We start from the raw sequence: 19,547 nt of genomic DNA on the forward strand, positions 1-19,547 counted from the left end.
GGACCGAGGTGTCGCGCTCGGAAACACGGGGTAGCGAGGGGCGCGCGGGCGCTTCGTGAGCAGAAACTGTCGAGTCGATTCCCCCGACTCGACCATTCCTGCTCATCATCCGCGCGAACGTCAACATCCGCCACGAGACTGGCGACGGACCCGGAGAAGTCTCAACGGGGGAAGGTCGCCGCAGCTTGGCCGGCAATTTCCAGTGCCCCCAGGAGGATTCGAACCTCCGCCCCTGCCTCCGGAGGGCAGTGCTCTATCCCCTGAGCTATGGGGGCCAAGGGGTGGAACAACCGTAGCAGGTCCGGCGCGGGCTCCTGGACAGCGCGTGTCGCGCACGAGGCGCGGCCGCAGGGCGGACGGGAGGCGCGGTGCGGACCCGCCACGGGCCTCCCGTCCGCACCGTGCGCGCGTTCCGGGCCCGTGCGAGGTTGCGCGCTCCGTGCGGCGCTGCAAGCGCGCACCAGGCGTGCAACCTCGCACCGGGCGGCGGACCCGGCACCGTGCTGGCGCGGGCGCGTCAGCGCGGGCGTCTCCGTCGGACGGGAGGCACGGTGCGGGCCCGCCACGGGCCTCCCGCCGGCACCGTGCGTGCGTCGCGGGCCCGTGCGAGGTTGCGCGCTCCGTGCGGCGCTGCAAGCGCGCACCAGGCGCGCAACCTCGCACCGGGCGGCGGACCCCGCACCGTGCGTGGTCGCCGCTGGACGGGAGGCGCGGTGCGGGCCTACCTCGGGCCTCCCGTCTGCACGGTGCGTCCGTTGCGGGCCCGTGCGGCGTTGCGCGCTCCGTGCGGCGCTGCAAGCGCTCACCAAACGTGCAACCTCGCACCGGGCGGCGGGCCCGGCACCGTGCCGGCGCGTGCGCGGTCGCGTCAGCCCGCGGGTGTCGCCGTCGCCGTCGCCGACGGCTGCAGCGCGGCGCGCACCGCGTCGACGACGGGCTGTGCGCCGCCGGGCTCCGTGAACAGCGTCGACTGCGTGGTGATCCAGTACGGGTCGGCGAAGGCGTCCGCGCGGCCGATGCCGTCGTTCAGCGCGAAGTAGCCCTCGACGCGGTAGGTGGGGACCGATCCGCCCCGGTCGTACAGGGCGTCCTTCAGGTTCGTGAGCGACTTCTCAGGCAGGTCGGCGACGGCCAGGGTGATCGTCTCGGTGTCGTCGTCGGTGGCGACGAACTGGCAGACGCGGCCCCGCTGCTTCGCGATCGTGGCGGCGGGGGAGCCCTTCGCCGGCGTGAAGGAGTCGTCGAGCGCGAAGGTCGTCCCGTAGACGGACAGGGCCTCGGTCGGCAGGAGCTCGGCGCAGGTCTGCGACACCGTCTTGCCGACCGGGGTCGGGCTGGGCGTCGGGTCGCTGTCCCCGCCGCCCGAGCAGGCCGACAACGCGAGTGCTGCTGCGGCGGTGACGACGGCGACGGAGCACGCCCGGGCACGGCTTCGGGTGGTCATCCCGACATGATGGCCCATCGTCCGGCGTGCACCTGGGTGTCCCGGTAGACTCGTCCGCCGTGACTCCTGCCGAACTCTCCGCCGCGTACCTGTCGATCCTGACCGGGATCGTCGAGCGACGAGGCGCGTCCGAGACCGTGACGATCGGGGGCTCCCACGTGGTGCTCGAGCGTCCGAAGAACCGTGCGCACGGCGACTGGGCCTCGAACGCCGCCATGCAGCTCGCGAAGCGCATCGGCACGAACCCGCGCGAGCTCGCGACGGAGATCGCCGGCGAGCTGACCGAGCTCGACGGCGTGGCCTCGGTCGACGTCGCCGGCCCGGGGTTCATCAACATCACGCTCGAGGCCGCAGCGGCCGGTGAGATCGCCCGCACGATCGTCGAGGGCGGCGACGCCTTCGGGCACGGCGACCTGTACGACGGCGTCCGGATCAACCTGGAGTTCGTGTCGGCGAACCCGACCGGCCCGATCCACATGGGCGGCGTGCGCTGGGCGGCGGTCGGCGACAGCCTGGCTCGCGTGTTCCAGGCGCAGGGCGGCCTCGTCACCCGCGAGTACTACTTCAACGACCACGGCGCGCAGATCGACCGCTTCGCCCGCTCGCTCGTCGCGTCGGCGCTCGGTGAGCCCACGCCGGAGGACGGCTACGGCGGTGCGTACATCGCCGAGATCGCGGCGCGCGTCATCGCGACGCTCGACCCCTCGGTCGACGTGAAGGACCTGCCGCGCGACGAGGCGCAGGAACTCTTCCGGCGCGAGGGCGTCGACTTCATGTTCGCGGACATCAAGTCGTCGCTGCACGACTTCGGCGTGGACTTCGACGTCTACTTCCACGAGAACGCCCTGCACGAGTCGAAGGCCGTCGAGCGCGCCATCGCCCGGCTGCGTTCGGCGGGCGTGATGTACGAGGCCGAGGGCGCCGAGTGGCTCCGCACGACCGACTTCGGCGACGACCGCGACCGCGTGGTCATCAAGTCCGACGGCGAGCCCGCGTACATCGCCGGCGACCTGGCGTACTACCTCGACAAGCGCGAGCGCGGCTTCGAGCGGAACCTGATCATGCTCGGTGCGGACCACCACGGCTACGTCGGTCGGATGATGGCGATGTGCGCCGCGTTCGGGGACGAGCCGGGCACGAACCTCGAGATCCTGATCGGGCAGATGGTCAACCTGCTCAAGGACGGCGAGCCCATGCGCATGTCCAAGCGCGCCGGCACCATCGTCACGATGGAGGACCTCGTCGACGCCGTGGGGGTCGACGCCGGCCGGTACTCGCTCGTCCGGTTCGCCAGCGACACCGCGATCGACATCGACCTCGACCTGCTCGTCAAGCGCACCAACGACAACCCGGTGTTCTACGTGCAGTACGCCCACGCACGCACCCAGTCCGTGGCCCGCAACGCCGAGGCCGCCGGGGTCGACCGCTCCGTGTTCGACGCCTCGCTGTTGACGCACGACTCCGAGGGTGCGCTGCTCGGCGCCCTCGCCGAGTACCCGCGCGTGGTGCGCCACGCCGCGGAGCTCCGCGAGCCGCACCGCATCGCCCGCTACATCGAGCAGCTCGCGGGCCTGTACCACCGCTGGTACGACGCCTGCCGCGTGACCCCGCTCGGCGACGAGCCCGTCACCGACTTGCACCGCACGCGCCTGTGGCTGAACGACGCCACCGGTCAGGTCGTCCGCAACGGCCTCGGCTTGCTCGGCGTGAGCGCTCCGTCCCGCATGTAGCGGAGCGCCCGTCCCCCCCGGAACCAGGTTCCGGACACAGCACCGCGGAATCCCGCGGTGCTGTGTCCGTTCCACAGTGTGGAAGGAACCCATCGCCCCGCCGCGCCCGCCCGCCGGACGCACCCCGGGCCTCCAGGCAGGCTGACGGGACCACCTGGCAGGGTGGGACGCATGTCCGCCGCCACCGAACGCCCCCGCAAGCGCCGCCGCTGGCCCGTTGTCCTGCTCGTGGTCGTCGTCGTGCTCGCCGCCCTCGTCGTGATCGCCGAGTTCGTGCTCCGCGGGGTCGTCGACCGCATCATCGCCCAGCAGGTCGAGCAGTCGCTGCCCGACGGCACCACGGGCCAGGTCGAGGCGCACGCCGACGGCATCGTCATCCCGCAGCTGATCGGCGGCACCCTCGACCAGGTCGAGATCACGTCCGAGAAGCTCACCGTCGACGGCATCCCGCTCGCCGCCGACGTCACCGCGAAGGACGTCCCCGTGGACGGCAAGGGCGACGTGCACGACGTCGACGGCACCGTCACGCTGGCGTCGTCGAGCGTGAAGGACCTGTCGAAGTACAGCCCGCTGTTCGACCGGTTGTCCCTGGTGGACGGCGGCGTCGAGCTGTCCGGTTCCACGGCGGTGCTCGGCTACGACATCACCTACGCGGCGAAGGGCGACGTGGTCGCGCAGGACGACGGCCGCGGCATCACGATCACCCCGAAGAGCGTGCGGATCACGAACTCCGACCTCGGTCTCAAGGTGGACTCGATCCCCGGCGTCACGAACGTGCCGGTGCAGGTGTGCACGGCGCAGTTCCTGCCCGAGGCGCTCCGCGTGCGCTCGCTCGACGTCTCGAAGGCCGACGCGACGGTCCGCGTCACCGCGGACGCGCTGCCGCTCAACGAGCAGGGCCTGCAGACGGTCGGCAGCTGCGGCTGATCCCGTGGCTGCGTCACACGGACGGGAGGCCCGCCCCGCGTCGGTAGGATCGGGTCCCGTGAGCGAGAACCCCCTTGCACCGCCGCGACTGCGGTTCCCGACGGACGCCTCCGAGCTGGTGGACCGGATCTGGCCCGCGTCCGCGACGCGGACCGACGACGGCGACCTGGCGGTCGGCGGTGTCACCGCGACGGACCTCGTCCGGCAGTACGGCACCCCGCTGTACGTCGTCGACGAGCGTGACGTGCAGTCCCGTGCGGTCCGGGTGCGGAACGCGTTCACCGAGGCGTTCGAGGGCATCGGCACCCGGGCGCACGTCTACTACGCCGGCAAGGCGTTCCTGACGACGCAGGTCGTGGCGTGGATGGCCGAGGCCGACCTGCGCGTGGACGTCTGCACCGGCGGGGAGCTCGCGGTCGCCCTGGCCGCCGGGATCGACCCGGCGATGCTCGGCTTCCACGGCAACGACAAGTCCGACGCCGAGATCGCCCGCGCCGTCGAGGTCGGCGTGGGCACGATCGTGCTCGACAGCCACGAGGAGGTCCAGCGCGTCGCCCGTGCCGCTGCCGACGCCGGGGTCGTGCAGCGCGTCCGGATCCGCATCAACAGCGGCGTCCACGCGTCCACCCACGAGTACCTGGCGACCGCGCGCGAGGACCAGAAGTTCGGCATCCCGCTCACCGAGGCCGTCGCCGCGGCCGAGGCGGTGCGCGCCGAGTCGTCGCTCGTGTTCGTCGGGCTGCACTCGCACATCGGGTCGCAGATCTTCGACGAGTCCGGGTTCCGCGAAGCCGCTCGACGCCTGATGGACGTGCACGCCACCCTCGTCGAGACCGGTCCGGTGCCCGAGCTGAACCTCGGCGGCGGCTGGGGCATCGACTACACCGAGGCCGACTCCGCCTTCGCTCCCGAGGACGTCGCCGACGCCCTCGCCGCGATCATCGCCGAGGCCTGCGCCGAGCGGGACATCCCGGTGCCCGAGGTCGCGGTCGAGCCCGGTCGCTACATCGTCGGGCCGGCGGGCATCACGCTCTACCGCGTCGGCACGATCAAGCCCGTCACGCTCGAGACCGGCGACGCGGAGACCGGCCACGCCACCCGCACCTACGTGTCCGTCGACGGCGGCATGAGCGACAACGCCCGTCCTGCCCTGTACGGCGCCGACTACACCGCTCGCCTCGCCCGTGCGTCCGAGGCGCCGGCCGTCCTCACCCGCGTCGTCGGGAAGCACTGCGAGAGCGGGGACATCGTGGTCAACGACGAGTACCTGCCGGGTGACGTCCAGCGGGGGGACCTGCTCGCCGTCGCAGCCACCGGGGCGTACTGCTGGGCGCTGTCGAGCAACTACAACCACGTGGGCCGCCCGCCGGTCGTCGCCGTGGCGGACGGCACAACCCGTATCCTCGTGCGGGGCGAGTCGATCGACGACCTCCTCGCCCGCGACACCGGGGTCCGCCCCGTGCCCCACGCCGGCACCGGTCGCTGACCCGACGAACAGGAACCAACTCCAGATGATCGAATACCGCAACGTCCGCGTCGCGCTGCTCGGGGCCGGCTCGGTCGGGTCCCAGGTCGCGCGGCTCCTGCTCGAGCACGCCGACGAACTCGCCTCGCGCGCCGGTGCCGGCCTCGAACTCGTCGGGATCGCCGTGCGCGACGTCGACGCCGCGCGCGACGTCGACCTGCCGAAGGACCTCTACACGACCGACGCCGAGTCGCTCATCCTCGGTGCCGACATCGTCGTCGAGCTGATCGGTGGCATCGAGCCCGCGCGCACGCTCGTGCTGCAGGCGCTGCAGTCCGGCGCGGACGTCGTGACCGGCAACAAGGCGCTCCTCGCGACCCACGGTCCGGAGCTCTTCGCGGTGGCCGAGCAGGTCGGTGCGCAGCTGTACTACGAGGCCGCCGTCGCCGGTGCCATCCCGATCATCCGACCGCTGCACGACTCGCTCGCCGGTGACCGCATCGAGCGGATCATGGGCATCGTCAACGGCACCACGAACTTCATCCTCGACCTGATGGACCGCGAGGGCGCCACGTTCGAGGACGCCCTGGCGACCGCGACCGAGCTCGGGTACGCCGAGGCCGACCCGACCGCCGACATCGAGGGCTACGACGCCGCGCAGAAGGCCGCGATCCTGGCCTCGCTGGCGTTCCACACCTCGGTGCCGCTCGCTGCCGTGCACCGCGAGGGCATCACCTCGGTCACCATCGAGCAGGTCCGCGCCGCGCGCAAGGCCGGCTACGTCGTGAAGATCCTGGCGACCGCCGAGCGACTGACCGACGAGGACGGCCGCGAGGGCGTCAGCGCCCGCGTCTACCCGGCCCTCGTGCCGGAGTCGCACCCCCTGGCGAGCGTGCACGGCGCGAAGAACGCCGTGTTCGTCGAGGCCGAGGCCGCGGGCGACCTCATGTTCTACGGCGCCGGTGCCGGTGGTGTCGAGACCGCGTCCGCCGTCCTCGGCGACCTGGTGTCCGCCGCACGTCGGCACGTCATCGGTGGCCCGGGCGTCGCGGAGTCGACCCAGTCGGACCTGCCCGTCTTCCCGATCGGCACCGTCCGCACGCGTTACCAGATCACCCTGCACGTCACGGACGCCCCCGGCGTGCTGTCGACGGTCGCCGGCGTGCTCGCGAAGCACGGCGTGAGCGTCGAGACCGTCGAGCAGACCACCACAGGTGCCTCCGAGGGGACGGCAGCGCTCGTCATCGGCACGCACCTGGCGCGCGAAGCCGACCTGGCGGACACCGTCCGCACGCTCCGCGGCGAAGACGTGGTCCTGGACGTGACCAGCGTCCTGCGCTTCGTCGGCGCCTGACGCACCACGGGCCTCCAGGCCGACCGCGAACCACCACCAGACCGACCCACCGGACAGAGAGAGAAGCCTGATGGCCCACCAGTGGCAGGGAGTCCTGCGCGAGTACGCCGACCGACTCGACGTGACCGAGGCGACGCCGATCGTCACGCTCGGCGAGGGCGGCACGCCCCTCATCCCGGCTCGTCGGCTCTCCGAGCGCACCGGCGCCGAGGTCTACGTCAAGTTCGAGGGCATGAACCCGACCGGGTCCTTCAAGGACCGCGGCATGACGATGGCGATCTCGAAGGCCGTCGAGCACGGCGCGAAGGCCGTCATCTGCGCCTCGACCGGCAACACCAGCGCCTCGGCCGCCGCGTACGCCACGCACGCCGGCATCACCGCCGCGGTGCTCGTGCCGGAGGGCAAGATCGCCATGGGCAAGCTCAGCCAGGCCGTCGCGCACGACGCCCAGCTGCTGCAGGTCCAGGGCAACTTCGACGACTGCCTCGACATCGCCCGCGACCTGGCGGCGAACTACCCGGTGCACCTCGTCAACTCGGTCAACAACGACCGCATCGAGGGCCAGAAGACCGCTGCGTTCGAGGTCGTCGACGTCCTCGGCGACGCCCCGGACTTCCACTTCCTGCCGGTCGGCAACGCGGGCAACTACACCGCGTACTCCCGTGGCTACCGCGAGGACGTGGCCGCCGGTCGCACGACGAAGCTCCCGCGCATGTTCGGGTTCCAGGCCGCCGGTTCCGCACCGATCGTCCGTGGCGAGGTCGTCAAGAACCCCGACACCATCGCCTCCGCGATCCGCATCGGCAACCCGGCCTCGTGGCAGTTCGCCCTCGAGGCCCGCGACGAGACCGACGGCTACTTCGGCGCGATCTCGGACGAGGCGATCCTCGCCGCGCACCACATCCTGTCGGCCGAGGTCGGCGTCTTCGTCGAGCCCGCTTCGGCCATCGGTGTCGCCGGGCTGCTCGAGCGCGCCGATGCCGGCATCGTGCCGAAGGGCGCGAAGGTCGTCATCACCGTCACCGGCCACGGCCTGAAGGACCCGCAGTGGGCCCTGCGCACCGAGGACGGCAGCGAGGTCACCCCGACGAGCGTGCCGGTCGACACCAAGTCGATCGCGGACGTGCTCGGACTGGTCGCGGCGCAGTGAGCCCCGACCGCTCGTCCGGACCGGGGGAGGGCGTCACCGCCCACAGTGCTGTACCGGCCGGACGGGCGGTCCACGCTGTGCCCGCCGGGCGAACGGCCCACGTGTTGCCCGCCGGACGGGCCGTGCGCGTCCGCGTGCCGGCGACGTCCGCGAACCTCGGCCCGGGGTTCGACTCGCTCGGTCTCGCGCTCTCGCTGTACGACGAGGTCGTCGTCCGGGTCCGACCGGAAGCCGGCGCCACCGTCACGGTGCAGGGCGTCGGTGCCGGCGAGGTCGCCACCGACGACACGAACCTGGTCGTGCGCGCCGTCCGCCGCGGCCTCGAGCACGCCGGCGTCGACCAGCCCGGCCTCGAGCTGCACGCCACGAACGCGATCCCGCACGGCCGCGGGCTCGGTTCCTCGGCGGCCGCGATCGTCGCCGGCCTGATGGCGGCCCGCGGGCTGCTCGAGGGCATCGTCGACCTGGACGCCTCGACCCTGCTCAGCCTGGCCACCGAGATGGAGGGGCACCCGGACAACGTCGCCCCCGCACTCTTCGGTGGGCTCACCATCGCGTGGATGACGGCCGAGGGACCCGCGTACAAGCGCCTCCTGGTGCACCGCGGCGTCGCACCGGTCGTGTTCGTGCCGACGTCCACGCTGTCGACGAAGCTCGCCCGCTCCCTGCAGCCCGAGAACGTCCCGCACGCCGACGCCGCCTTCAACGTCTCCCGTTCCGCGCTGCTCGTCGCCGCGCTCATCCAGAGCCCCGAGCTCCTGCTCGCCGCGACCGAGGACCGCCTGCACCAGGCGTACCGGGCGAGCGCGATGCCGGAGACCGACGCACTGATCGGACTGCTCCGGCAGCACGGCCTCGCGGCCGTCGTGTCGGGGGCGGGACCGAGCCTGCTCGTGCTCGGCAGCGACCCGGCACAACGGCTCACGGCCGCGGATCTCGTCGCCCGACACGGAGAATCCGACTGGCGTGCGCTCATGCTGGCCGTCGATCTCGGTGGTGCTACAGTGGTGGCGCACTCGGCGCTCGAAGCCGAACCCGCGTAACCGCACGGTATGCCCGTCCTCAAGGACAGCGCCTGCGACGTCGCAGGGTCCGGCGCGCGGGTGTGCATCTCTTTCTGATCACCGAATCCCGGTCCGTCGTCTGAACGGCGGTCGATGCATACCCGTGCATCCGGGACGGTGGAAACTCTCCGCGTTCTGCGGTTCGAAAGGAAACACCGACCTTGATCGACAACAACTCCGCCCAGGTGGAGATCCCCAGCGACCTGCGCGCCCTCCGCCTGCCGGAACTCCAGCGCATCGCCTCCTCGCTCGGCATCACCGGGCTCTCCAAGCTCCGCAAGGGCGACCTCATCGCCTCCATCGAGGACAAGCGCCCCGTCACGGACGACGTCCCCGCTGCGGCAGCGCCCGCCACGACCCCCGCCGCGGCGCCGGTGACCGAGCAGCCGACGCTGCCGGAGCCCGCAGCCGAGGCACCGACCGCTCCGGTCGCCGACCCCGAGGCACCAGCCGTCGAGTCCGAGCCGGCCGCGCCGTCGCGTGCCCGCCGTTCGCGCCGCGCGTCGTCCGGTGGCACCGTGAACGCCGGCCCGACCTCGGCCGCCGAGCACACCAACGCCGGCCACACCGGCACCGAGGACCTGCTCGCGGGCCTCGACCAGGTGCGTGCCGAGAAGGACGCCCAGGAAGCCGCCCAGACGCAGACCGGTGGGCAGCGTCGCGGCCGCGGCCAGCGCGGTGCCGACCAGCAGGCCCAGCAGCCGAACGAGTCGGCCGACCAGCAGACGCCGACCTCGGCACCCGACCAGCCGGCCCGCAGCGAACAGCAGGCGCGGACCGAGCAGCAGGCGCGGACCGAGCAGCAGGCACGGACCGAGCAGCAGAGCACCGACGGCGAGTCGCAGGACCAGTCCGGTGCCGCCGACTCCGGCGAGCAGCACGACCAGAACGACCAGAACGGTGAGGGTGGTTCGCGTCGCGGCCGTCGCAGCCGTGGTCGCGGTCGTGGCCGTGGGCAGAACGCCGAGAACGGCGAGCAGAACGGCGAGCAGCAGGACGGCCAGCAGCACCAGCAGGGCGGCCAGCAGAAGCAGAACGGTGGCGACCAGCAGAAGCAGGCCGACGCCAAGCAGGCTGACGCGAAGCAGGGCGACTCCAAGCAGCGCGACGCGAAGCAGGACGACCGCGCCGAGCAGAAGCAGCAGGCGGCCAACCAGCAGAAGCAGAACGGTCAGCAGAAGCAGGGCCAGCAGGCCCAGCAGAACGCCGACGACACCGAGGGCGGCCGCAGCCGTCGCCAGCGTGACCGCAAGCGCGGCCGTGGCGGCCAGAACGACGACTTCGAGCCCGAGGTCACCGAGGACGACGTCCTGATCCCGATCGCGGGCATCCTCGACGTCCTCGACAACTACGCGTTCGTCCGCACCACCGGGTACCTGCCCGGACCGAACGACGTCTACGTCTCCCTCGGCCAGGTGAAGAAGTACCACCTGCGCAAGGGCGACGCCGTCGTCGGTTCGATCAAGCAGCCCCGTGACAACGAGCAGCAGAGCCGTCAGAAGTACAACGCGCTCGTGACCGTCGACTCGGTCAACGGCCAGACCGCCGAAGAAGCAGCGGCCCGTGTCGACTTCTCGGACCTCACCCCGCTGTACCCGAACGAGCGCCTGCGCCTCGAGACGGAGCCGGGCAAGCTCAGCACCCGCATCATCGACCTCGTGTCGCCGATCGGCAAGGGCCAGCGCGGCCTCATCGTCTCGCCGCCCAAGGCCGGCAAGACCGTCGTGCTGCAGGCCATCGCCAACGCCGTCGCGAAGAACAACCCCGAGGCGCACCTCATGGTCGTCCTCGTCGACGAGCGGCCCGAAGAGGTCACCGACATGCAGCGCACGGTGAAGGGTGAGGTCATCGCCTCGACCTTCGACCGTCCGGCCGAGGACCACACCACGGTCGCCGAGCTCGCCATCGAGCGTGCGAAGCGCCTGGTGGAGCTGGGCCACGACGTCGTGCTCCTGCTCGACTCGATCACCCGTCTGGGTCGTGCCTACAACCTGTCGACCCCGGCGTCGGGCCGCGTGCTCTCCGGTGGCGTCGACTCGGCGGCGCTCTACCCGCCGAAGCGCTTCTTCGGTGCCGCGCGCAACATCGAGGACGGCGGCTCGCTGACCATCCTCGCCACCGCGCTCGTCGAGACCGGTTCCAAGATGGACGAGGTCATCTTCGAGGAGTTCAAGGGCACCGGCAACATGGAGCTCCGCCTGAACCGTCACCTGGCGGACAAGCGGATCTTCCCGGCCGTCGACGTCAACGCCTCCGGTACCCGTCGCGAGGAGCAGCTGCTCTCCGCTGACGAGGTCAAGATCACCTGGCGTCTGCGCCGAGCCCTCGCCGGGCTCGACCCGCAGCAGGCCCTCGAGATCGTGCTGCGGAACCTCAAGGAGACGCAGTCGAACGTCGAGTTCCTGGTGCAGGTGCAGAAGTCGGTCCCGACGACCGGCGGCGCTCACCACAACGGTCACCAGGAGTAACGCGTGTTCGAGTCGGTGGCAGGGCTGCTGGCGGAACACGAGGACCTGACGCAGCAGCTGTCGGACCCCGCGCTCCACGCCGATGCGGCCCGGGCGAAGAAGGTGAACCGGCGCTACGCCGAGCTCAACCAGATCAAGTCCGCGTACGAGTCCTGGCAGGCGGCGGGGGACGACCTCGCCGCCGCCCAGGAGCTCGCGCGTGAGGACTCGGCGTTCGCGGACGAGGTCCCCGAGCTCGAGGAGCAGTTGGCGGAGCGCCAGGAGCGTCTCCGCCGGCTGCTCATCCCGCGCGACCCCGACGACGGGCGCGACGTGATCATGGAGATCAAGGGCGGCGAGGGCGGCGAGGAATCGGCGCTGTTCGCGGCCGACCTCCTGCGCATGTACTCGCACTACGCCGAGACCAAGGGCTGGAAGGTCGAGCTCCTCGAGCGCACCGAGTCCGACCTGGGTGGCTACAAGGACGTCCAGGTCGCGATCAAGTCGAACACGACCGACCCGTCGCAGGGTGTCTGGGCGCACCTGAAGTACGAGGGCGGCGTGCACCGTGTGCAGCGCGTGCCGCAGACCGAGTCGCAGGGGCGCATCCACACCTCGACGACCGGCGTGCTGGTGTTCCCCGAGGTCGACGAGCCCGAAGAGGTCGCGATCAACCAGAACGACCTGAAGATCGACGTGTACCGCTCCTCCGGTCCCGGCGGGCAGTCCGTCAACACGACGGACTCCGCGGTCCGCATCACCCACCTGCCCACGGGCATCACGGTGGCGATGCAGAACGAGAAGTCGCAGCTGCAGAACCGTGAGGCCGGCATGCGCGTTCTCCGTGCACGCATCCTCGCGCGGCAGCAGGAGGAGCTCGACGCGATCGCCTCGGACGCGCGCAAGTCGCAGATCCGCGGGATGGACCGTTCGGAGCGCATCCGGACGTACAACTTCCCGGAGAACCGGATCGCGGACCACCGCACCGGTTACAAGGCGTACGACCTGGACCGCGTCATGAACGGTGCGCTCGAGCCCGTCGTCCAGTCCGCCATCCAGGCGGACGAAGAGGCACGTCTGGCCGCCATCGGCGACCAGGACGCGTAACCGCTCACCCCGCCTGGAGGCCCGGCTCGTGTCCGACACGCCCCTCACGTACGCCGCGGATCGCCTGCTCGAGCAGGCGGCCGCGGCGCTCGTCGCGTCCGGCGTCCCGACGCCCCAGGTCGACGCCGAGCTGCTGCTCGCGTGGGCGACCGACACCTCGCGCGGTGCCGTGCAGGCCCGCGCGATGACCGGCGGCGCGATCGCTCCGGAGCACGTCGAGCGCTTCCGGCACGCGATCGCCCGACGGAGCGCCCGCGAGCCGCTGCAGCACATCACCGGGCAGGCGTACTTCCGGGCACTGACCCTGGCGGTCGGACCCGGCGTGTTCGTGCCCCGTCCCGAGACCGAGGGCGTCGTGCAGTTCGGCATCGACGCGCTCCGAGCCGTCGCGGTGCCGGCGCCGATCGCGGTCGACCTCGGCTCCGGCAGCGGTGCGATCGCCATCGCCATGGACACCGAGGTGCCGAACGCCGTCGTGTACGCCGTCGAACGGTCGCCCGAGGCCCTGCCCTGGACCCGCCGGAACACCGACGCCCACGGCGGCACGGTGCGACTCGTCGAGGGAGACCTCGCCGACGCGCTGCCCGAACTCGACGGCACCGTGTCCGTCGTGGTGTCGAACCCGCCGTACGTGCCGGACGACGCAATCCCGATCGACCCCGAGGTCCGCGACCACGATCCCGCGATGGCGCTGTACGGCGGACCGGACGGCCTCGACGCCGTGCGCGCCCTGGCCGAGACGGCGTGGCGGTTGCTCGTGCCCGGCGGGGTGCTCGTCATCGAGCACGCCGAGCCGCAGGGCGCCGGCGTCCGCGAGGTCCTGGCGCGACGGGGGTTCCGGACCCCGGAGACGCACGTCGACCTGACGGGTCGCGACCGCACGACCACCGCGACCCGGTAGGCGGACGCCCCCCGGGCCTCCCGGTCGGTGTGGCGTGCTTGGCGTTACCGAGCTGTCTGCCGTGCCGTGCGTTGCCGTACCGAGCGGAAACGGGCGTACCTGGCCGTTCAGAACGACCAGGTACGCCCGTTGCTTGTTGCCATCTCGAACGTGATGGGAAGGATCAGGCGACGGGGGAGGCCTCGCGCTGCTGCGCGACGAAGGCGCGGACGTGCTCGCGCAGGTCGGTGTCGCGCTCGACCAGGACCGCGTGGATGCCGACGCTCCGGGCACCCGCGATGTTCTCCGGCATGTCGTCGGCGAAGAACGTGCGCTCGGCGGGCACGCGGTGGTGCTCCATCGCGCGGAGGAAGACCTCGGGCTCGGGCTTGCGGGCGCCGAAGTTGCTCGACGTGTCCAGGTGCTCGCCGAACAGCCCCGGCAGTGACGGTGCCCACTGGTGGATCCACCGACCCGCGAGCGGCCCGTTGTTGGTGAGCAGGCCGACACGCCCGTGCTCACTCGCGATCCGGACGGCCTCGATGCGCTCCGGCAGCTCGGTCATCGCGGACCCGCGGATGCGCGCCCACTCGGCCTCCGGAACGTCGCACTCCATCGCCCGCTCGAACGCGGCGAGGTACTCGTCGCCGTCGGCGAAGTCGCCGGCCTCGGCACGCATCTCGTGGCCGCAGTCCCACCAGCGGCGTCGGAGCTCCTCGAACTCGTGTCCGGTGAACTCGGAGAGTGCGGCCATCCGCACCTGCCAGTCGTACCGGACCAGGACGTCGTCCATGTCGAAGAGGAACAGGAGGTGGGGCGCAGGGGTCTCGTTCACGATGTCCTCCATTGTGTCGCACTATCATCGTCGAGTCATGGCATCCCGATACGACTGCACCGACTCCGACGGGCTCCTGACCGGGATGCGGCTCGCACGTGCCGCCCTCGGGCGCGGAGACCTCGTCGTCGTCCCCACCGACACCGTCTACGGCCTCGCCGCGGACGCCTTCAACGCGGCCGCCGTCCAGCGGCTGCTCGACGCGAAGGGCCGGACGCGGCAGTCGCCGCCGCCGGTGTTGATCCCCGGCCCGCCGACGCTCGACGCGCTCGCGAGCGACGTGCCGCAGCAGGTGCGCGACCTCGTCGCCGAGTTCTGGCCCGGCGGCCTGACCGTGATCCTGCGCGCGCAGCCGTCGCTCGACTGGGACCTCGGCGAGACGCGGGGCACGGTCGCCCTGCGGATGCCGGACTCGCGGATCGCGCTCGAGCTCCTGCAAGAGGTCGGTCCGCTCGCGGTCTCGTCCGCGAACTCGACCGGCGACCCGGCCGCGATGGACGTCGATGCCGCGGAGCGGATGCTCGGCGACAGCGTCGCCGTGTACCTGGACGGCGGCGCGATCGGGGAGCACGAGGGCTTCGAAGCCTCCACCGGCTCGACGATCGTCGACGCGACGGGGCTGTCGGACGGCGGGAAGCTCCGCATCGTCCGACACGGGGTGATCTCCGACGACGAGATCATCCGGGTCGTCGGAGCCGACCTCGTCGGATGAAGTACTACCTGCTGGCGGGGGCGATCGCCGCGGTCGTGAGCTTCCTGGTCAGCGTGCTGGTGTGGAAACTCGGGCTGAAGTACAAGTGGTACCCCCAGGTCCGCGAGCGCGACGTGCACCGCACGCCGACTCCGCGCCTCGGCGGGATCGCGATGTACATCGGCGTCATCGTGTCGCTGTTGGCGGCGTGGTTCCTGTTCCCGTCGATCGCGGGGACCGACTACTTCCGGCTGGTGTTCTCCGAGCCGGGCCGCGTGCTGGCGGTGCTCGGGGGCGCGACGATCATCGTGGTGCTCGGCGTCGCGGACGACATCTGGGACCTCGACTGGATGACGAAGCTCGCCGGGCAGATCATCGCTGCGGGCATCCTCGCCTGGCAGGGCGTCGCGATCGTGTCGCTGCCGATCGGCAACACCCTGGGCGTGGGCTCGTCGTACATGAGCCTGATCTTCACGGTGCTGGCGGTGGTGCTCGTGATGAACGCGGTGAACTTCATCGACGGACTCGACGGCCTGGTCGCCGGGGTCGCGATCATCGCCGGCGGGGTGTTCTTCCTCTACACGTTCTTCATCAACCGCGTGGTCGTGCAGACCGAGTTCTTCTTCAACCTGCCGTCACTGCTGACGGCGGTGCTCGTCGGGTCCTGCTTCGGGTTCCTCATCCTCAACTGGCACCCGGCGAAGCTGTTCATGGGCGACGCGGGAGCGCTGCTCGTCGGCTTCCTGATGGCCACGAGCGCGGTGTCGGTCACGGGCAACATCGACCCCGCCGCAGTGCAGACACGCCAGGCGCTGCTGCCGGCGTTCATCCCGATCCTGCTGCCTTTCGCGATCCTGATCGTGCCGATCCTGGACTTCGGCCTGGCGGTCACCCGTCGGCTCAGCGCCGGCAAGTCACCGTTCTCGGCCGACCGCAAGCACCTGCACCACCGCCTGCTCGACATGGGGCACTCGCACTTCCACGCCGTGCTGATCTTCTACGCGTGGACCGCCACCGTCGCGGTCGGGTGCCTCCTGTTCCTGTTCGTGGACTGGTACTGGGTGGTCGCCTTCGTCGCGGTCGGCTTCACCGTGTGCGCCGTCGCCACGTTCGCGCCGCTCGGCCGGAAGCGCACCGAGATCGCTGCCCAGACCGCCAACCGTTCCGCCGCCGTGGTGGACGCCAGCCTCGACCCGCTCGACCGGGCCGCCAACGACCGCACGATCCCAGGAGACATCACGTGACCGCACCGAACGCGCTCGACCACGTCCGGCCGGTGTTCCGCCGCATCATCACGTGGGGCGCCGTGCTCGCGGTCGCCCTGGCGATCGTCGGGGGAGTCGTGGGACTGCTCGTCGCCGACACTCCCGGGCTCGTCGGCGGCCTGCTCGGAGCCGTGCTCAGCGTGGTGTTCCTCGGCCTCACCGCGGTCAGTGTCCTCGTCGCGCTACGAGTGTCCAAGGGGCAGATGATCTCCGGGGCCTTCTTCGGCATCGTGATGGGCACCTGGCTGCTCAAGTTCATCGTGTTCATCGTGCTGCTGGTGGCGCTGAAGGACCGTACCTGGGTGGACTTCCCGGTGCTCGCGATCGTGATCATCGCGGGGGTCGTCGGGTCCCTGGTCATCGACGTCGTCGCGGTGGCGAAGGCCCGCATCCCGATCGGCGTGCAGCTGCCCGGTGACGGGTCGGGTGGCTCCGCAGACGCTGAGAACCCGACCCCCCGCAACTGAGAAGCCGGGAAGCCTCTCGCACCTGATAGGCTTCTCGGAGTCCGCCACCGGAGCCTTTCGCTCGGAGCGGGCAAGCCTCCACAACGTCCACCATCGCGTGCCATGATGTGCGCGCGCCGACACAGGAGACAGCGCTGCTATCCCACGCTCTTCCCCTGTCCCTCTCTGCTGCGGTTGACACCGTTGCGGCGGGGAGCAGCAAGGCCGCCGAGTTCCATGGTCCGTCGATCAACGAGTTCTTCCCGGATGCGATCTTCTTCGCAGGGACGCCGTTCGAGATCGATCGGGTCGTCCTCATCCGCTTCTTCGCCGTCGCCGTGCTCCTGGTGTTCGCCTTCGTGGGAACCCGCGCGCTGAAGCTCGTCCCGAACCGCGGTCAGGCGTTCATCGAGTACGCGTTCGACGTCGTTCGTCGCAACACCTTCGACAACCTCGGAGAGAAGGACGGCAAGCGATTCCTGCCGCTCCTGGCGACGATCTTCTTCGGCGTGCTGTTCATGAACCTGACCGGTCTGATCCCGGGCATGAACCTCGCCGGCACCAGTCGCATCGCGATGCCGATGATCCTCGCGATCGTCGCCTACGTCGCGTTCATCTACGCCGGCCTCCGCAAGCACCCGGGCACGTTCCTCCGGAACTCGCTCTTCCCGCCCGGGGTGCCGTGGTTCCTCTACATCATCGTGACGCCGATCGAGCTCGTCTCGACCTTCGTGCTCCGTCCGGTGACGCTCACCCTGCGACTCCTGATGAACATGGTCGTCGGGCACCTGCTGCTCGTCCTGTTCTTCTCGGCCACGCAGTTCTTCTTCTTCGACGCTTCGCTCGGCTTCAAGGCCTTCGGCGTCGGGACCCTCGCGTTCGGCATCGCGTTCAGCTTCTTCGAGATCCTCGTCGCGCTGCTGCAGGCCTACGTCTTCATGCTCCTCACCGCCGTCTACATCCAGCTGGCGCTGGCTGACGAGCACTGATTCCTCACTGACCCCCTACGGGACCGGCAACCGTCGGACCCGCACCTCGAAAGGAAAACACGTGGACGCAACGACCGTTCTCGCGGAGATCAACGGCAACATCGCGACGGTTGGCTACGGCCTCGCTGCGATCGGCCCGGCCATCGGTGTCGGCATCGTCGTCGGCAAGACGATCGAGTCCGTCGCCCGCCAGCCCGAGCTCCAGGGCCGCCTGACGACCCTCATGTACATCGGTATCGCCTTCACCGAGGCCCTGGCCTTCATCGGCATCGCCACGTACTTCATCTTCACGAACTAAGGTTCCTCGATGCACAACGCACTCATCATCGCGGCGGAGGAGACGCACAACCCCCTCATTCCGCCGCTGTACGACATCGTGTGGTCCGCGGTGGCCTTCCTCATCATCCTCGTGGTGATGTGGCGTGTCGTCACGCCGCGCATCACGAAGATGCTCGATGAGCGCACTGAGGCCATCGAGGGTGGCATCAAGAAGGCAGAGGCTGCTCAGGAGCAGGCCGCTGCTGCGCTCGACGAGTACAACAAGCAGCTCGCCGACGCCCGCTCCGAGGCGTCCCGCATCCGTGAGCAGGCCCGCGCCGACGCAACGGCGATCGGCAACGAGGTCCGCGAGCAGGCAGCGGCCGATGCAGCACGCATCACGGCCAACGCCCAGGCGCAGATCGAAGCCGAGCGTCAGAGCGCCGTCCAGTCCCTCCGGTCCGAGGTGGGCACCCTTGCCCTCGACCTCGCGTCCGGTGTGATCGGCGAATCGCTCAAGGACGACGCCAAGTCGTCGGCAGTCGTCGACCGCTTCCTCGCCGACCTCGAGGCCTCGCAGGCCACGAAGACGGGGGAGCACTGAGCATGCGCAGCGCTACCAGAGAAGCACTCGCGTCCACCAGGGCGGTGCTCTCGGACCTCGGTTCGAGCGCCGACCTGGCCGTGGGTGCCGAGATCCTCGCCTCCGGGCGTGCGATCGCCGGTGCGCCGCAGCTGCTCGGGCTGCTGTCCGACCCGACGGCCGACCCGGCCGGCAAGAAGGTCCTCATCGACCGCGTCTTCGCCGGTCAGTCGCACGCGACTCGTGCGGTCCTGACCGCGGTGGCCGGCTCGCGCTGGTCCTCGCACCAGGACCTGCTCGCCGGCATCGAGGACGCGGGCATCCGCGCCGTCGCCGCCACCGCGGGTACCGACTCGCCGATCGAGTCCGAGCTGTTCGCCTTCGAGACCGCTGTCCGTTCGGACGCCGGCCTCGAGCTGGCACTCGGCACGAAGCTCGGCAGCCCGGCGCAGAAGGGCGCGCTCGTCGAGCGGCTCCTCGGCCCCAAGGCGTCGCAGCAGACCGTGACGATCGTCTCCGCGCTCGTGCAGCAGCCTCGCGGCCGCCGCATCGGTGAACTCGTCCGCGATGCCTCGCGCATCGTGGCTGAACAGGACGGCAAGCTCGTCGCGACCGTGGTCACCGCCACGGCACTCACGACCGCCCAGTCGGCACGCGTTGCACGCGGGCTGGCCGAGCGCTACGGCAAGGACATCAGCATCAACCAGGTCGTCGACCCCACGGTCGTCGGCGGGGTCCGGGTGCAGATCGGCGGCGACGTCATCGACGGCACCGTGTCCACGCGGCTCTCGGAGCTCCGGCTCCAGCTCGCCGGCTAGGCGTACGGTCGAAGCCGCTCCTCCCAAGTCCACAACGGGAACTGCCGAGTCCGGCAGCGTCACCCTCTCGGAGCCGAAGGGCCCCGGAAAACCA

Annotated in this window: 18 protein-coding genes and 1 tRNA gene; 16 read left to right on the plus strand and 3 right to left on the minus strand. The window is 70.7% G+C overall.

Annotated features, from left to right (window positions below; translation table 11 throughout):
* Nucleotides 1-203 precede the first annotated feature (203 nt).
* Nucleotides 204-275 (minus strand) — tRNA-Arg (locus tag EDF28_RS07620).
* Nucleotides 276-868: 593 nt separating this feature from the next.
* Complete coding sequence (locus EDF28_RS07625; protein WP_123937762.1) at nt 869-1,444, minus strand: hypothetical protein; 576 nt, start codon at nt 1,442-1,444, stop codon at nt 869-871.
* Between the two features lie 59 nt (nt 1,445-1,503).
* Between EDF28_RS07625 and argS the strand changes: the two genes are divergently transcribed.
* The 9 genes from argS (at nt 1,504) to prmC (ending at nt 13,589) form a co-directional block, all read left to right on the plus strand.
* Entirely contained in the window at nt 1,504-3,174 is a 1,671-nt protein-coding gene (argS, locus tag EDF28_RS07630; protein WP_123937763.1) for an arginine--tRNA ligase, read from the plus strand.
* Nucleotides 3,175-3,345: 171 nt separating this feature from the next.
* The gene (locus tag EDF28_RS07635; RefSeq protein WP_123294269.1) at nt 3,346-4,101 is read left to right on the plus strand and encodes a DUF2993 domain-containing protein; all 756 of its coding nucleotides are present in this window, start codon (nt 3,346-3,348) and stop codon (nt 4,099-4,101) included.
* Between the two features lie 58 nt (nt 4,102-4,159).
* Nucleotides 4,160-5,587: a diaminopimelate decarboxylase gene (lysA, locus tag EDF28_RS07640; RefSeq protein WP_123937764.1), complete on the plus strand. Its 1,428-nt coding sequence runs from the start codon at nt 4,160-4,162 to the stop codon at nt 5,585-5,587.
* A 25-nt stretch (nt 5,588-5,612) separates the two neighbouring features.
* Nucleotides 5,613-6,920, plus strand: a complete 1,308-nt coding sequence (locus tag EDF28_RS07645; RefSeq protein WP_123339754.1) for a homoserine dehydrogenase — start codon at nt 5,613-5,615, stop codon at nt 6,918-6,920.
* Between the two features lie 70 nt (nt 6,921-6,990).
* Nucleotides 6,991-8,070 (plus strand): threonine synthase, encoded by a 1,080-nt coding sequence (gene thrC, locus EDF28_RS07650; protein WP_111083860.1) that lies wholly within the window; start codon nt 6,991-6,993, stop codon nt 8,068-8,070.
* Between the two features lie 101 nt (nt 8,071-8,171).
* The gene (thrB, locus tag EDF28_RS07655) at nt 8,172-9,113 is read left to right on the plus strand and encodes a homoserine kinase (RefSeq protein ID WP_123294435.1); all 942 of its coding nucleotides are present in this window, start codon (nt 8,172-8,174) and stop codon (nt 9,111-9,113) included.
* A 182-nt stretch (nt 9,114-9,295) separates the two neighbouring features.
* Nucleotides 9,296-11,602: a transcription termination factor Rho gene (rho, locus tag EDF28_RS07660; RefSeq protein WP_123937765.1), complete on the plus strand. Its 2,307-nt coding sequence runs from the start codon at nt 9,296-9,298 to the stop codon at nt 11,600-11,602.
* 3 nt (nt 11,603-11,605) lie between these two features.
* On the plus strand, nt 11,606-12,688 hold the full coding sequence (gene prfA, locus EDF28_RS07665; protein WP_123294274.1) for a peptide chain release factor 1: 1,083 nt from the start codon (nt 11,606-11,608) through the stop codon (nt 12,686-12,688).
* A 28-nt stretch (nt 12,689-12,716) separates the two neighbouring features.
* Nucleotides 12,717-13,589: a peptide chain release factor N(5)-glutamine methyltransferase gene (gene prmC, locus EDF28_RS07670; protein WP_123937766.1), complete on the plus strand. Its 873-nt coding sequence runs from the start codon at nt 12,717-12,719 to the stop codon at nt 13,587-13,589.
* A gap of 163 nt (nt 13,590-13,752) precedes the next feature.
* On the opposite strand, the gene EDF28_RS07675 is transcribed toward prmC, so the two are convergent.
* Complete coding sequence (locus tag EDF28_RS07675) at nt 13,753-14,403, minus strand: HAD family phosphatase (protein WP_165900970.1); 651 nt, start codon at nt 14,401-14,403, stop codon at nt 13,753-13,755.
* 37 nt (nt 14,404-14,440) lie between these two features.
* On the opposite strand from EDF28_RS07675, the gene EDF28_RS07680 reads away from it, so the two are divergent.
* The 7 genes from EDF28_RS07680 (at nt 14,441) to EDF28_RS07710 (ending at nt 19,453) form a co-directional block, all read left to right on the plus strand.
* Nucleotides 14,441-15,115: an L-threonylcarbamoyladenylate synthase gene (locus EDF28_RS07680; RefSeq protein WP_123294277.1), complete on the plus strand. Its 675-nt coding sequence runs from the start codon at nt 14,441-14,443 to the stop codon at nt 15,113-15,115.
* Nucleotides 15,112-16,338: an MraY family glycosyltransferase gene (locus EDF28_RS07685; RefSeq protein ID WP_111083866.1), complete on the plus strand. Its 1,227-nt coding sequence runs from the start codon at nt 15,112-15,114 to the stop codon at nt 16,336-16,338. The genes EDF28_RS07680 and EDF28_RS07685 overlap by 4 nt, the downstream gene beginning before the upstream one ends.
* A complete protein-coding gene (locus EDF28_RS07690) occupies nt 16,335-16,826 on the plus strand; it encodes a hypothetical protein (protein ID WP_123294279.1) in 492 nt (163 codons plus the stop codon). The genes EDF28_RS07685 and EDF28_RS07690 overlap by 4 nt, the downstream gene beginning before the upstream one ends.
* 107 nt (nt 16,827-16,933) lie before the next feature.
* Nucleotides 16,934-17,794, plus strand: coding sequence for a F0F1 ATP synthase subunit A (gene atpB, locus EDF28_RS07695; RefSeq protein ID WP_333925860.1), 861 nt, complete (start codon nt 16,934-16,936; stop codon nt 17,792-17,794).
* A gap of 61 nt (nt 17,795-17,855) precedes the next feature.
* Nucleotides 17,856-18,092, plus strand: a complete 237-nt coding sequence (gene atpE, locus EDF28_RS07700) for an ATP synthase F0 subunit C (RefSeq protein WP_027465781.1) — start codon at nt 17,856-17,858, stop codon at nt 18,090-18,092.
* A 9-nt stretch (nt 18,093-18,101) separates the two neighbouring features.
* Complete coding sequence (locus EDF28_RS07705) at nt 18,102-18,656, plus strand: F0F1 ATP synthase subunit B (RefSeq protein ID WP_123937768.1); 555 nt, start codon at nt 18,102-18,104, stop codon at nt 18,654-18,656.
* Between the two features lie 2 nt (nt 18,657-18,658).
* Nucleotides 18,659-19,453, plus strand: coding sequence for a F0F1 ATP synthase subunit delta (locus tag EDF28_RS07710; protein ID WP_123937769.1), 795 nt, complete (start codon nt 18,659-18,661; stop codon nt 19,451-19,453).
* Nucleotides 19,454-19,547 lie beyond the last annotated feature (94 nt).

Source organism: Curtobacterium sp. PhB137 (assembly GCF_003814955.1).
Taxonomy (GTDB): Bacteria; Actinomycetota; Actinomycetes; order Actinomycetales; family Microbacteriaceae; genus Curtobacterium.

What these genes read in the sequence shown, in the direction of transcription:
- EDF28_RS07705 (WP_123937768.1), top strand. Translation starts at nt 18,102, where the DNA reads ATGCACAACGCACTCATCATCGCGGCGGAGGAGACGCACAACCCCCTC.
- thrC (WP_111083860.1), top strand. Translation starts at nt 6,991, where the DNA reads ATGGCCCACCAGTGGCAGGGAGTCCTGCGCGAGTACGCCGACCGACTC.
- EDF28_RS07635 (WP_123294269.1), top strand. Translation starts at nt 3,346, where the DNA reads ATGTCCGCCGCCACCGAACGCCCCCGCAAGCGCCGCCGCTGGCCCGTT.
- EDF28_RS07645 (WP_123339754.1), top strand. Translation starts at nt 5,613, where the DNA reads ATGATCGAATACCGCAACGTCCGCGTCGCGCTGCTCGGGGCCGGCTCG.
- EDF28_RS07680 (WP_123294277.1), top strand. Translation starts at nt 14,441, where the DNA reads ATGGCATCCCGATACGACTGCACCGACTCCGACGGGCTCCTGACCGGG.
- EDF28_RS07625 (WP_123937762.1), bottom strand. Translation starts at nt 1,444, where the DNA reads ATGACCACCCGAAGCCGTGCCCGGGCGTGCTCCGTCGCCGTCGTCACC.
- EDF28_RS07685 (WP_111083866.1), top strand. Translation starts at nt 15,112, where the DNA reads ATGAAGTACTACCTGCTGGCGGGGGCGATCGCCGCGGTCGTGAGCTTC.
- EDF28_RS07710 (WP_123937769.1), top strand. Translation starts at nt 18,659, where the DNA reads ATGCGCAGCGCTACCAGAGAAGCACTCGCGTCCACCAGGGCGGTGCTC.